Annotated in this window: 12 protein-coding genes and 1 pseudogene; 3 read left to right on the top strand and 10 right to left on the bottom strand. The window is 69.0% G+C overall.

The annotated features are described in order from the left end of the window. Nucleotides 1-30 precede the first annotated feature (30 nt). Both GR168_RS16810 and GR168_RS16815 read left to right on the top strand, forming a co-directional pair. The gene (locus tag GR168_RS16810; protein ID WP_159371272.1) at nt 31-807 is read left to right on the top strand and encodes an alpha/beta fold hydrolase; all 777 of its coding nucleotides are present in this window, start codon (nt 31-33) and stop codon (nt 805-807) included. A 23-nt stretch (nt 808-830) separates the two neighbouring features. Next, complete coding sequence (locus GR168_RS16815) at nt 831-1,133, top strand: MGMT family protein (protein ID WP_058251895.1); 303 nt, start codon at nt 831-833, stop codon at nt 1,131-1,133. An 86-nt stretch (nt 1,134-1,219) separates the two neighbouring features. On the opposite strand, the gene GR168_RS16820 is transcribed toward GR168_RS16815, so the two are convergent. The 8 genes from GR168_RS16820 to GR168_RS16855 all read right to left on the bottom strand — a co-directional run bounded on the left by GR168_RS16820 (nt 1,220) and on the right by GR168_RS16855 (nt 11,224). After that, a complete protein-coding gene (locus GR168_RS16820) occupies nt 1,220-1,963 on the bottom strand; it encodes a sirohydrochlorin chelatase (protein ID WP_159371273.1) in 744 nt (247 codons plus the stop codon). Between the two features lie 17 nt (nt 1,964-1,980). Further along, entirely contained in the window at nt 1,981-3,165 is a 1,185-nt protein-coding gene (locus GR168_RS16825; RefSeq protein WP_058252010.1) for a uroporphyrinogen-III synthase, read from the bottom strand. A 5-nt stretch (nt 3,166-3,170) separates the two neighbouring features. Next, complete coding sequence (gene nirD, locus GR168_RS16830) at nt 3,171-3,578, bottom strand: nitrite reductase small subunit NirD (protein ID WP_175404326.1); 408 nt, start codon at nt 3,576-3,578, stop codon at nt 3,171-3,173. Between the two features lie 26 nt (nt 3,579-3,604). Beyond that, the gene (gene nirB / locus GR168_RS16835; protein WP_159371275.1) at nt 3,605-6,193 is read right to left on the bottom strand and encodes a nitrite reductase large subunit NirB; all 2,589 of its coding nucleotides are present in this window, start codon (nt 6,191-6,193) and stop codon (nt 3,605-3,607) included. A gap of 37 nt (nt 6,194-6,230) precedes the next feature. Beyond that, nucleotides 6,231-7,736: a nitrate/nitrite transporter gene (locus GR168_RS16840; protein WP_078113367.1), complete on the bottom strand. Its 1,506-nt coding sequence runs from the start codon at nt 7,734-7,736 to the stop codon at nt 6,231-6,233. A 237-nt stretch (nt 7,737-7,973) separates the two neighbouring features. Then, complete coding sequence (locus GR168_RS16845; RefSeq protein ID WP_055475607.1) at nt 7,974-8,828, bottom strand: TIGR02569 family protein; 855 nt, start codon at nt 8,826-8,828, stop codon at nt 7,974-7,976. 85 nt (nt 8,829-8,913) lie between these two features. After that, complete coding sequence (gene moeZ, locus GR168_RS16850; RefSeq protein WP_055475546.1) at nt 8,914-10,122, bottom strand: adenylyltransferase/sulfurtransferase MoeZ; 1,209 nt, start codon at nt 10,120-10,122, stop codon at nt 8,914-8,916. Nucleotides 10,123-10,180: 58 nt separating this feature from the next. Then, complete coding sequence (locus GR168_RS16855) at nt 10,181-11,224, bottom strand: DUF3152 domain-containing protein (protein WP_159371276.1); 1,044 nt, start codon at nt 11,222-11,224, stop codon at nt 10,181-10,183. A 66-nt stretch (nt 11,225-11,290) separates the two neighbouring features. Here GR168_RS16855 and GR168_RS16860 point away from each other — a divergent pair. Next, a pseudogene (locus tag GR168_RS16860) lies at nt 11,291-11,911 on the top strand (TetR/AcrR family transcriptional regulator); the annotation flags it as partial. 358 nt (nt 11,912-12,269) lie between these two features. Here the strand turns inward: GR168_RS16860 and GR168_RS16865 are convergent. Together GR168_RS16865 and GR168_RS16870 are read right to left on the bottom strand one after the other, a co-directional pair. After that, on the bottom strand, nt 12,270-12,500 hold the full coding sequence (locus GR168_RS16865; RefSeq protein ID WP_004023442.1) for a DUF3107 domain-containing protein: 231 nt from the start codon (nt 12,498-12,500) through the stop codon (nt 12,270-12,272). Nucleotides 12,501-12,625: 125 nt separating this feature from the next. Further along, on the bottom strand, nt 12,626-13,339 hold the full coding sequence (locus GR168_RS16870) for a ferritin-like fold-containing protein (protein WP_083207443.1): 714 nt from the start codon (nt 13,337-13,339) through the stop codon (nt 12,626-12,628). Between the last annotated feature and the right edge of the window lie 273 nt (nt 13,340-13,612).

Here is a 13,612-nt window from a genome sequence, read left to right on the forward strand (position 1 = left end):
CCGCCGCGCGGCGTACGGCAGGATGGACGGGTGACAGCTCTCAACACGCATGTCTTCGGCAGCGGTCCTGCGGTTCTCGCGATCCACGGACTCACCGGGCACGGCCGCCGCTGGGCAGCGCTGACCGATCACCTCCCCGGCGTGCGCCTCGTCGCGCCGGATCTGATCGGTCACGGCCGGTCCCCGTGGCGACCGCCGTGGAGCATCGAGCACCAGGTGCGGGCGTTGTCCGCGGTGATCGACGAACACATCCCCGCCGGTGAGCAGCCGGTGGTCGTCGTGGGTCACTCGTTCGGTGGCGCGCTGGCGTTGCACCTGGCCAACCGCCGCCCGGATGCGGTGAAGGGGCTGGTGCTGCTCGACCCCGCGCAGGGCCTCGACCCCGAATTCGCGCTCGACGTGGCCACCGACAGTCTCGACAACTGGGACTACGCGGATGCCGACACCGCCCGCGCCGCGAAACGTGCGGAGGGCTGGGCCGCCGTTCCCGACGAGCTCATGGAGGCCGAACTCGCCGAACACCTCGTCCCCCGGCCGCGCGGCCGGGTCGGCTGGCGGGTGAGCGCACCCGCCGCAGCGGCGTCGTGGAGCGAGATGGCAAGGCCCGCAGTACTTCCGCCGCCAGGTGTGCCCACCCACGTGGTGGTCGCCGACCAGGTCCAGCCCCCGTTCGTGCGGCCGGCCTTCCTCGATGCGTGCGCGAGCGAGCGCGGCGCCGAGGTCACCGTCCACCACGCCGACTGCGGCCACATGGTGCCGTTCCTCGAGCCCGGGCTCGCGGCCGCGCTGGTCCGATCGCTGTTGTAGCGACGACATCTGTCGAGGCGACGATGGCAGCCATCACCGAGGAGCAGGTCGAACGGGTCCGCGCACTCGTGTCGGCGATCCCGGCCGGCCAGGTGAGCACCTACGGCGACCTGGCCGCCGCGGCCGGGTTGTCGAGCCCGCGGATCGTCGGCTGGATCATGCGGACCGATTCGGCCGACCTGCCCTGGCACCGTGTGGTGCCCGCCGGCGGCCGGCCGGCGCCTCATCTCGCGACACGTCAGCTGGAACGGCTACGGGCGGAGGGTGTTCCGATCACCGACGGGCGAATCCGACTGCGCGAGTGCCGGTGGGACCCCGCCACGTGACCGACCCGCAAACCCACCTGTTCTCGGCATACCCACCCCTTGGAGGGTGCTGGATATGCCGAAAAAGGATGGGTTTGCAGGGCAGCTCAGACGTGGCGCGGGACCGGCACACGTCGGTACGGACTGATGGCCGCACGCATCCGTGTGACGATCAGGTCGACGATCCTGGGGTCCGGCCCCAGGGGTGCGGCGACCGCGTCCGCGCCGTAGGTGCTCAGGCGCTGATGGAACAGGCCCGGGGCGAGGAGGTGGCTGGCGATCACGACCCGCCGTCCCGTGCGCCGGGCCCGCTCGACGGCCTCGGGCACAGTGGGGGTCGCGGTCGTGATGAACCCGACCTCGACCCGTCCGCCGATCAGCGATTCCAGCTGCCGGGCGGCCAGATGAACCTGCCCGCAGGCACTCTCGTCCGATGACCCGGCGGCGGCGAGCACGACCGCGTCGCCCGGTTCCCAGCCCGCTTCGGCCAGACGGAGTCGGGCGACCGAGGCGATGGCCGGATCGGGTCCCAGCGCCCGGGTGACGACGGTGTCCGCCCGTCCCGCGGCCTCGACGTGTTCGGGCAGGTCCTTGCGGACGTGGTAGCCCGAGGCGAGGAACGCGGGCACCAGCACCGCCGGACGTTCCAGGTCGGCGATGACCTCGCTCGGCGTCGGTCCGAGGACGTCGACGAATGCGGTGCGGGTGAGCCCGATGCGGTCGCTGACGGCTTCGGCGATCTGGGCGATCACGTTGACCCCGTGCGGGTTGCGGGTCCCGTGCGCGACCAGGACGGGGCTGTACCCCTGCAACCGGTCACCGTGCGGAAGCCGTACATGGTTGTCGTGCATGTGTTCTCGCTTCCTTCTCACTCGTCTTCGGCGTCGTACTCGAGGTCGACCGCGAGCCGGTAACCACGCTTGACGACGGTTTGTACCATCTTCGAATCCCCCAGTGCGGCACGGAGTCGCGCGACGGCGACCTCGACCGCATGGGTGTCGGAGCTGTCGCCGGGCAGACCGGCGAGCAACTCCTGCCGCGAGACCACGCGACCGGGGTTGCGGGCCAACAGTTTGAGCAGGAGCAGACTCGTCGCCGACATCTCGCGGAGCTCACCGTCGACCACGACGGCCTGGCCGCGGATGGCGGTGTCGTGCCCGGCGACCCGCAGCAGGTGGCTCCGCCGCGGCAGTTCGTCGGTGATCAGGCGCGCGAGCGCGCCGAGACGGAACCGGCGCGGGTAGATCGTCGGGATCTGCAGCGCCTCCAGCGGACTGGCGGTCACCGAACCCACGCACATCACCGGTACCGCGGTCCGCAGTGCGTGGATGAACTGCTGCAGCTTGCCGAGTTCTTTGGCACGGGTCAGGATCGACGCCGCCGCCGGGGCGCTGGTGAAGGTGATCGCGTCGAGATCGCCGCGGAGCACCGCACCGATCATCTTGTCGATGCGCGCCACGTCGGGGTGCATGTGCCAGCGGTACACCGGGATCGGCACCACCTCGGCACCGGCGGCGCGCAGCACCGTGCAGAAGTCCGGCAGCGGTTCCCACTCGCTGGTGGCACCGTGCAACTGGACCGCGATCCGAACGCCGTCGACGCCCTCTTCCAGCAGCCGGTCGAGGACTTCCGAGGAGGACTCGCTCTCCGGCGACCACTCCTCGCGCAGCCCCGCCGCCCGGATCGCGCCCTTGGCCTTCGGGCCGCGTGCGATCAGCCGGCTCTCGGACAGCGCCCGTAGGACGGCCTCGGCGTTGCCCCATCCGTCGGCGGCCTCGACCCACCCGCGGAAGCCGATACCGGTCGTGGCGACCATCACCTCAGGCGGGTGGGCGATGAGTTCCTCGGTCACCCGCTCGAGTTCGGTGTCGTCGACCAGCGGCAGGATGCGGATGGTCGGCGCCTGCATCACCTCGGCACCGCGTCGTTCCAGCAGTACCGCGAACTCCTCGGCGCGACGCGCGGCGGTGATCCCGATCGTGAAACCGGCGAGCGGCAACGGGTCGGGGTCCGGTGAGGTTGCGCCGGCAGGGTCTGCACCGGCGGGGGTCATGGTGTTCACGCCGGGAAGAACACCTCGACGATGCGGTTGACCACCCGCACACCGTAGCTGGGGACCGACACCGTCTCGTCGTCCAGGCAGATCCCGGTGCGCAGCGCGAAGACCTGTTTACCCAGCGGCGAGGCGACGGTGGGTTCGCCCCCGCGGTCGCCGGTGAGTCCCCGGGAGAGGACCGCGGCGCGACCGAACGGATCGATGTTGCCGATCGCGTACAGGCGGGAGCGCCCGGGCGCCGCCTCGCGATCGGACTCGGCGGCGGGCAGACGGAACAGCGCGGCCTGCACACCCTCGGGACCCAGCACGGCGACGCCGCGACCGACGATCAGGTCGTCGATCGAACAAGCGCGCACCCAGCTCCCCTCACACACCGTGGCGGCGCCGGTGGGTGTCGTCTCTGCGGACATGGTGTCGGCCTCCCCTGTCGCGATGGTCATGTGGGCACTCCTTCTCTCACCGGTCGCTCGCTCACTCCATCGGGGCCCGACGGAGCGGTCGCACCCGGACGGACCGCCGGCATGTCGAGCAGCACCGGCGCCTTGCGCTCGTACTCGGAGAACCGGATCGTCGGGTCGACGACATCGGGCGCATTCACGAACGAGACGAACCGCTTCAGCTTGTCCTCGTCCGCGAGCACCGCGGCCCACTCGTCCTGGTAACCGCCGACGTGGCGGGCCATCGCCTCCTCGAGTTCGGCGGCGAGCCCCAGGCTGTCCTCACACACCACGTCCTTCAGATGGTCGAGACCACCTTCGAGCGACTCCAGCCACGGCGCCGTGCGCTGCAGTCGATCGGCTGTTCGGATGTAGAACATGAGGTACCGATCAATGTAGGCGACGAGGGTCTCGTCATCCACTCCGCTGGCGAGCAGCACCGCATGCTTCGGGCTCTGGCCGCCGTTGCCGCCGACGTAGAGGTTCCAGCCGTGCTCGGTGGCGATGACACCGACGTCCTTGCCCCTCGCCTCGGCGCACTCGCGGGCACATCCCGAGACCCCGAACTTGATCTTGTGGGGTGAGCGCAGTCCGCGGTACCGCTTCTCCAGGAGCACGGCCATGCCGACCGAGTCCTGCACGCCGTACCGGCACCACGTCGAACCGACGCAACTCTTCACCGTCCGCAGGCTCTTGCCGTACGCCTGCCCCGACTCCATCCCGGCGTCGACGAGGCGCCGCCAGATCTCGGGCAACTGGTCGACGCGCGCACCGAACAGGTCGATCCGCTGGCCGCCGGTGACCTTGGTGTACAGCCCGAAGTCGCGCGCGATCTCACCGATCACGATCAGCTGCTCGGGCGTGACCTCGCCACCGGGCATCCGCGGCACGACCGAGTACGAGCCGTTCTTCTGCATGTTCGCCAGGAAGTGGTCGTTGGTGTCCTGCAGCGCGGCCTGCTCGCCCTCGAGGATGTGGTCGCTGGAGGTCGACGCGAGGATCGACGCGACCGTCGGCTTGCAGATCTCGCAACCCTGCCCGGTGCCGTATCGCTCGACGAGTTCGGAGAACGTCCGGATACCGGTCACAGCGACGATCTCGAACAGCTCGGCGCGCGACTGGGTGAAGTGGTCGCACAGCGACTTGCTCAGTTCGACCCCGGACGCGGCGAGCAGCTGCTTGATGCTGGGCAGGCAGCCACCGCAGGTGGTGCCGGCCGAGGTGCAGCCCTTGACCGCGGCGATGTCGCACGCGCCGTCGGCGATCGCCGAGCAGATGGCACCCTTCGAGACGCCGTTGCACGAGCAGATCTCCGCGTCGTCGGGCAGTGCGTCCATACCCACCGCGGCGCCGCCCTCGGGCGCGATGAGGGCAGCGGGGTCGCCCGGGATCTCCCGGCCGACCATCGGCTTGAGCATCGCGTAGGCCGATGCGTCGCCGACCAGGATTCCGCCGAGCAGCGTCTTCGCGTCGTCGCTGACGACGATCTTCGCGTACCGGCCGGCGACCGCGTCGTGGTAGGTGATCTCCAGCGCGTTCTCGGTGGTGCCGAACGCATCCCCGAAGCTGGCCACGTCGACGCCGAGGAGCTTCAGCTTCGTGGACAGGTCGGCACCGGGGAACTCCGACGTCCCGCCGAGCAGACGGTCGGCGACCACCTCGGCGGTCGAGTAACCGGGGGCGACGAGGCCGTAGCAGCGGCCTTCGACGGCGGCGACCTCGCCGATGGCGTAGACGTTCTCGTCGTCGGTTCCACAACCGGCGTCGACGAGCACGCCGCCGCGCTCGCCGACGGCCAGTCCCGCGTCCCGAGCGAGCTGATCGCGCGGTCGGACGCCGGCGGAGAACACCACGAGCGAGGCGTCGATCGTCGACTCGTCGGACAGCGTGACCCGCAGGCCGCCGTCCTCGGCGTCGGCGATCTCCGACGTCCCGACCCCGGTGTGGACCTCGAGTCCGAGCTCGGTCACCAGGTTCTTCAGGATCGCGCCGCCGCCCTCGTCGACCTGCATCGGCATCAGACGCGGGGCGAACTCCACCACGTGCGGGGTCATCCCCATGAGCTTGAGTGCGTTGGCGGCCTCGAGTCCGAGCAGGCCGCCACCGACGACCACACCCGTCGCACCCGGACCGGCGGCCTCGGCCGCGGCCCGGATGTCGTCGAGGTCGTCGAGGGTGCGGTAGACGAAGCACCGGTCGTTGTCGTGACCGGGGACCGGCGGGACGAAAGCGTAGGAACCGGTGGCCAGAACGACTGCGTCGTAGTCAATCTCGCGACCGCTCGAGGTGACGACCCGGCGGGCGTCTCGATCGATGCCGGTGACGGTCTCGCCCAGATGCGTGACGACCCGATCGTCCCCGGCGTACGTGTTCCCCTCGAGTGCGAGAGAATCCCGAAGCCAGGCACCGACATACGAGGACAGCCCCACCCGGTCGTAGGCCGGGTCGATCTCCTCGCTGACGATCTCGATACGCCACAGGTCGGTCGCGTCACGCTCGCGGAGCGCCTGGACGAAGCGGTGACCGACCATGCCATGGCCCACCACCACCACTGTCTTGGTTGTGCGCGTTGCGGTTTCGCTGTTCACTGCTCTTTGCTCCCTTGCCTCGCCGGTCCCGTGAGGATCAGGCCAGCGCTTCCTTGGTTGCCTGCTTGTCGGTGCCCTCGGCGGCAGCACCGGTCGATGCGGTCCCGTCGACAGTCGATGCCGGTTCGTCATGGGCACCGGTGATCGCGAGATCGGTGGTCTCCGCGATGACGATCGGGCGCCGGGCGTAGAACCACCAGGTCACGACCGCTGCCAGGACGTAGAAGAGCATGAACACCCAGAAGGCCATCGTCGCCGACTTGTTGGACTGGTAGCTGGCGCGCAGCACCAGGTTGATGCCCACACCGCCGAGACCGCCTGCGGCACCGGCGATCCCGATGAGCGCGCCGGACATGCTCCGCGACCACTTCGTCTTCCCGAGCGAATTCAGTCCGCTCCGCGCCTGCGCCTTGTGCTCCCAGATGGTCGGGATGATCTTGTAGACCGACCCGTTGGCCAGGCCCGAGAGCAGGAACAGCAGGATGAAGCCGATGATGAAGGCCGTCAACGTGGCGCCGGTGATCGTCTTGCCGTTGTTGTCGGCGATCGTGCCGGCGACCACGAGGATCGCCGCGGAGAAGACCATTGCGATGAAGGTGTACAGCGTCACCTTGCCACCGCCGACGCGATCGGCCAGTTTTCCGCCGTAGGGACGGATGACCGACCCCAGCAGCGGACCGATCCAGACGATCTGCGCTGCTGCCAGCGCCGGCTTCGCGACTCCGGCCTCGGTGAAACTGATGTTGAGGACCTGGCCGAACGCGAACCCGAAGCCGATGAAGGAACCGAACGTACCGATGTAGAGCAGGCAGATCAGCCACGTGTCGCGGTACTTCAGGCAGTCGAGCATCGCCCGGCCGCTGGCCGTCTGGTGGTCCAGGTTGTCCATGTAGAGGGCGGCACCGATACCGGCGACGGCCAGGGCGACCAGGTAGATGGCGCACACGATCTCGGGTTGGTCGGCGGCGAGCCAGATGACCAGCAGACCGATGACCTGCACGACCGGCACGCCGATGTTGCCGCCGCCGGCGTTGAGTCCGAGCGCCCAGCCCTTCAGCCGTTGCGGGTAGAACGCGTTGATGTTGGTCATCGACGACGCGAAGTTGCCGCCACCGAAACCGGTGATGGCCGCGACGGCGAGGAACCAGCCGAACCCGAACTCGCCCGGGTTCATCATCAGCATCATCGTCAGCCCGGTCGGGATGAGCAGCACGACGGCGGAGAAGATCGCCCAGTTGCGGCCGCCGAACTTGGCGGTGGCCTGCGTGTACGGGATACGCAGGCAAGAACCGACCAGCGTCGCGGTGGCGGCGATGACGAACTTCTGGTCCATGCTGATGCCGTACTCGGGGCCCATGAACAGGGCCATCACCGAGAACAGGGACCAGATCGAGAATCCGACATGCTCACAGATGACCGACCAGATCAGATTGCGCTTGGCGATCGCGGCATTGCCGTTGTCCCAGGCGACCCGGTCCTCCGGGTCCCAGTCGGTGATCGTGTGGTCCCGTGTCAGTTGTGCTCTGAGATCTGCGAATGCCAAGGCTCCGCCTCCGATGGTTGCTGGTCTACGTGGTGTCACTGCCGTGCACAGGGCTGCGTGCAGTGGTGGCTGTCGTGGAAGACGCCGACACCGGTGTCGTGCGACTCGAGACCAAGTGTGGAGGGGGCGTGTTGCGCGGATTTTCCGCGAGGTGACCGCATCGTCACGTTGTCCTCACTCCGTCACGCGGGCGTTGTGAGAACCCTGTCAGCGGTCAGTCAGGGCTGTGAGCTGCGGTTATACGAGTAAACGTACATGTTCGACGACTCGCTGCAACCCGGGCAGTGCGCCCGAGGTCGACCGCGGGTGCAGCGCGTGGACTGCCAACCGGAACATCGTCGCCCGCAGCATCATCTGCGGCCACTCGGGCTGATCCGACCATCGCTGGATGAGTTCGGTGTCGGCACCACCCCACGCCAGGGCGTCGACCACCGCGACCGCCGCCGCCCACGGGGCGGGCCGCCAATACGGGACGATGTCGGTGATCCCCGGGGCCGCGGCACCGGCGAACAGCACCGTGCCGAAGAGGTCACCGTGCACGACCTGAGACGGCAGATCCACCGGCTTACGAAGCTTCGCAAGGGTTTTCAGCATGTCGACGCTCTGCACACCGTCGGGTGCGGTCGGCTCGGCCATACCGGCGGCCCGGGCCGAGCGCAGCGGGACGTCCTCCCAGGCGGCACGATCGGCCGCGGTGAACACGTCGACGTCGGTGTGCGGCGGAGCAGGCGGCTGCAGCAGGAACCGGGGCCGTTCGAGCGAGGCGGTCGCCTCGTGCAGCCGGTCGGCGACCAGGACGACCTCGTCGTGCCGTGGTTCGGGCGTCCCGGCGATGTAGGTGTCGGCGCGCCAGCCCGACACCACGTACCGGCCGTCGGTGGCGCGGAACGGACGCGCGATGCGCATCCCCTCCACGAACAGGGATTCGCGCACCGACGCCGACCACGCGGCGCGCGCGTGGTCGGGGACCAGTGAGAGCACGACTTCGCCGACACGCCACCCGCCGACCCACGATTCCCCCATCGCGATGGGCGGGTGGGCGGTGAGCCCGAACGTGTTCAACACGTGTCCGGGCGGCTCGACGGTGTTCACGTCGGCCAGATTACCGAGCGCGGTAGTCCGTTTCGGGAAGGCACGCGGCAACCACCCGCACCGACGTGCGGATCGATGACCGGGCTCAGTAGACCGGCAACGTCTTGTCGACCTGGTTCGCCCACGCGGTCACGCCGCCCTGCAGGTGCGTGGCGTCGGCGAAACCGGCTCGCTTCAGCGCAGCGAGCGCCTCGGCGGACCGGATGCCGGTCTTGCAGTAGAGCACGGTGGGCCGGTCCTGCGGCACCTTGGCGAGACCCTCGCCGGAGAGGATGTCGCCCTTCGGGATGAGGGTCGCGCCGTCGATGCGGACGATGTCCCATTCGACGGGCTCCCGGACGTCGATGATCGCCAGCTTCTCGCCCGCGTCGATCTTCTGCTTGAGTTCGACGGCGGTCAGCGTCGACCCCGCGGCGGCGTCGGACGCCTCCGAGGAGACGACACCGCAGAAGTCGTCGTAGTCGATGAGGCCGGCGATCCGCTCACCCTCCGGATCCTTGCGGATCTTGATGGTCCGGTAGGTCATGTCGAGGGCGTCGTACACCATGAGACGACCGAGGAGGGGCTCGCCGATCCCACAGATCAGCTTGATGGCCTCGGTGCCCATGATCGATCCGATCGAGGCGCAGAGGATGCCGAGTACACCGCCTTCGGCGCAGGACGGCACCATCCCGGGCGGCGGTGCCTGCGGGTAGAGGTCGCGGTAGTTGAGCCCGCGGCCGTCGGGGGCGTCCTCCCAGAAGACCGAGGCCTGACCCTCGAAACGGTAGATCGACCCCCACACGTAGGGCTTGTGCGCGAGGACCGCGGCGTCGTTGACCAGGTACCGGGTCGCGAAGTTGTCGGTGCCGTCGAGGATGAGGTCGTACTGCGAGAACAGTTCGATCGCACCCTCGGGCTCGAGCCGCTGGTCATGCAGGTTGACGGTGACGAAGGGGTTGATCTCCAGGATGGAGTCCCGCGCGCTCTCGGCCTTGGGCCGGCCTATGTCGGACTGGCCGTGGATGACCTGGCGCTGCAGGTTGGATTCGTCGACGATGTCGAACTCGACGATGCCGATCGTCCCGACCCCCGCCGCAGCGAGGTACAGCAGCGTCGGCGAACCCAGTCCGCCGGCGCCGATCACCAGCACCTTGGCGTTCTTCAGACGCTTCTGACCGTCCATCCCCACGTCCGGGATGATCAGGTGACGGCTGTAGCGGGCCACCTCTTCGTTGCTCAGTTCCGCGGCCGGTTCCACCAGCGGCGGCAGCGACCCTGTGGGCGACCCTTGCGATGACACGAACGCCTCCATTGTTCGGGCTGACTACGTACCCCCGGCACAACGGATGAGTCCGCGGCGGCATTCCCGGTCAGCGGGTGGGGAACGGCCAGGGATTGGGACGGCACACGAAGGTCCGGTTGGCCTTCATCTGCGGGTCCAGAGCCATGATCTCGGAGTTCGCGACGCCGAAGGACTGCTGCATCATGATCGGCGCGAGCGCGCCGTCCTCGCGGCACGCCTCGTGCGCCTCGTAGCCGATGCCGTGACCGACCTCGTGGTTGATGAGGTACTGCCGGTAGGCGACGTCGTCACCCTGATAGGACAGCGCACCGCGCACCCATCGGGCTTCGTTCAGCGTTACCCGCGCCTGCGGCGGGTAATAGCACGAGGTCTCCAGGCGGATCTGGTAGCCGCACAACTCGCGGGTGGTGCCGGCCGAGGTGAGCGAGATGCGGAGGTCGGGTTCGCCGCGGTCGACACGGCGGAAGGACACGCGGCCGTCGCCGATCCAGCTGCGCGGGTTGGCGAGCGTCGTGTCCACCATCTTCGCGAAGGTCGGGTCACCGCCGTAGTCCTGCGGGTTGAGGCCGTTCTCCACCTCCACCGTGTAGGTGTACACCTGCCCGCCGGTGCCGACGGGCGGACCGCCGCCGCGCAGGACCCGGAACGTCTTGCGGGCCCGGTCGGTGAACGGGCCGCCCTGGGGCAGCGTCCCGGCGGGCAGCGCGGCCGCCTGGATGTCGCCGGTGGGGGCACCGATCGGGCGGGTCTCCTTGCTGATGTCGGTGTTGCGCGCCGCGGAGTCGGGGCTGGCGGCCGCCGCCGGCTCGAGCGCATCGGTCCGGCCGTCCCGGATGGTGACGACGATCAGCGCGATCGTCAGGATCGTGAGCACCGGGATCGCATAGGCACGCCACCCATAGGTCGAGACGAACCGCCCGAGCGCCGACTGCTTCTTGTATTCCGGCTGGGCATCGCGGTCGACGCGGGGACGTCCGCTGTCGTCGGTCGGGTCCCAGCGCGCTCGTAGCGGCTGGTCCGGTCTGGGGCGTCCCGACGATCTCGGGCCGACATCCTTGGCACGCACCCGGCCACGCTCGGACCCGGGGCCACCGTCCTCTGTGCGGCTCACCGGTCAACTTTCTCACAGCAGACCACCGATACTGCGCAGGAAGCTCCGCCGAGTACTCTCTTGGGCATGTCGACCGCAACCAACGCGTCCGCCGTGCCCGGCCGCAGCACTCGCCTGCCGCGCAGCGCACGACGTATGCAGTTGCTCGACGCGGCCAGTGAGATCTTCGTCGAACGCGGCTACCACGCGGCCGGCATGGATGAGATCGCGGTGCACGCGGGAGTGAGCAAACCCGTTCTGTATCAACACTTCCCGTCGAAGCTCGACCTCTACATCGCGGTCGTGGACAGCCACGCCGAGAAGCTGGTCAGCGACGTCAACACCGCCCTGCGGACGACCACCGACAACCGCAAGCGCGTCCGTGCCGCGGTCCAGGCCTTCTTCGACTTCATCGATCAGGACAACTCGGGCTACCGGTTGATCTTCTCCTCCGACGCCTCCGATCCCGCCGTCATCCGCCGGGTGGAGGGCGCGACCGAGGCGTGCGTCGACGCCGTGTACGGCTTGGTCATGCACGATTCCGGTCTCGATCCGTACCGTTCGCGGATGCTCGCGTCGGGGCTCGTCGGTGCCAGCCAGGTCAACGCCCGCTACTGGCTCGAGGCCAAGCGCCCGGTCGACAAGCAGACCGCCGTGGACACCACGGTCGCCCTCCTCTGGGGCGGGTTGTCGCACTTCCCGCGACAGACGGCGTCGGTCGACGCGCAGCCGGTCGTCGAGCCGGACACCGAAATCAACGATGCCGGAAGCGAGCCGAGCGGGCCGACTGTCACCGGCGCCGGGAGCGAAGCGAGCGGGCCGACTGTCACCGGCGCCGGGAGCGAAGCGAGCGGGCCGACTGTCACCGGCGCCGGGAGCGAAGCGAGCGGGCCGACTGTCACCGGCGCCGGGAGCGGAGCGAGCGGGCCGACTGTCACCGGCGCCGGGAGCGGAGCGAGCGGGCCGACTGTCAACGGCACCGCCTGAACCCACGCCCGACACGAGAAGGGGCCTGCACGCCATCCGGCGTACAGGCCCCTTCTCGTCGATCTGGTTATGCCGCCCGTCAGGAACCGAATCCGACGCGGCGGTTCTCCGACGCACCCACCTCGACATAGGCGATCTTGGTGACCGGGATGAGGTAGCGGGCGCCCTTGTCGTCCACGAGGGACAACAGCTGCTGCTTGCCACCCAGTGCCGCCTCGACCTCGGCGAAGGCCTTGTCGCTGGTCAGGGTCGACGCGATGGTCAGCTCCCGCGGGCTGTCGGTGATGCCGATCTTCACTTCCACGGCCATGTGCCGCCCTCCTCGGTGTCTGTCAACGCTTGCCGCACAAGGCTAGTGCAGCCGGGGTGCGGCGGGACAGCCACTCCGCTCAGAGCGAAACACCGTCGGCCGACTCCGCCGTGGTCAGGTCCGACTCAGGCGAGGCCGAGGTCGGCCATCCGCTCGGCGTGTTTGCCGGCGACGACGTCGAAGAACCCGGCGACGCCGGTCAGCGAACTGGCCCCGGCGAAGAGCAGATCGGTGACCTCTTCCTCGGCGGCGAGAACCCACTGCGCATGGGTGATGGCCTCGCCGAGTAGCCGGCGGCCCCACAGCACCAGGGCCGATTTGATCGACGGGTCGGCCTCGACGGCCGCCCGGACCTGGTCACGGGCGAACTGGGAGTTGGCGGTTTCCGACATCACCTCGGCCATCACGGCCTGCGAGTCCGGCGGCAGCATGTCGGAGAGCTCGGCGTAGAAGTCGGCCGCGAGTCCGTCGCCGACATACGCCTTGACCAGCGCCTCGTACCAGGTCTTCGGCGTCGTCGCGCGGTGATACTGATCGAACACCGAACGGTAGCGCTCGACGGCTTCCGCGGCGCCGAGGCCGGTCATCGCCTCCACCCGCTCGGCGAGCCGGTCGAAGTGGCCGACCTCGGAGGCCGCCATCCGGGCGATCGCGATGCGGCTGGGCACATCCGGCGCCATCGCCGACTCCTCGATGAGCCGGTGGAACGCGGCGAACTCGCCGGCGAGCAGCACGGCGAACAGCTTCCCGATCGCCGAATCCCGCATCTCGGCCGACGCCACCGAGGTGGACGTCGCAGGTGACGGGGTCGACTCGGACGGGTCGGATGCAGGCGCCATGAGGTGATGGTAGCGGGCCGCCGCGGGGCACCAAGTACACTCGACGGCGGTGCACTCCGACGGGACCCCCCGTCGCTTGCCCGCTGAGCTGCGCGTGGAGCGCGTGCCCGCCGGCGCGAGCGTGTGGATGTGACGACGGCGTTGCTCGCCGAACTGCGAGTTCCTCGCGATACCCGGTCACATCCCCGGTGCCACTACGACATATGCGCGTGCACTTTCGAGCCTTCTCCGTGCGCGCACCGAAACACATCGCGCGCAGACCGGCCCAGAAAG

The organism is Gordonia sp. JH63, from assembly GCF_009856645.1.
Lineage (GTDB): Bacteria > Actinomycetota > Actinomycetes > Mycobacteriales > Mycobacteriaceae > Gordonia > Gordonia hongkongensis.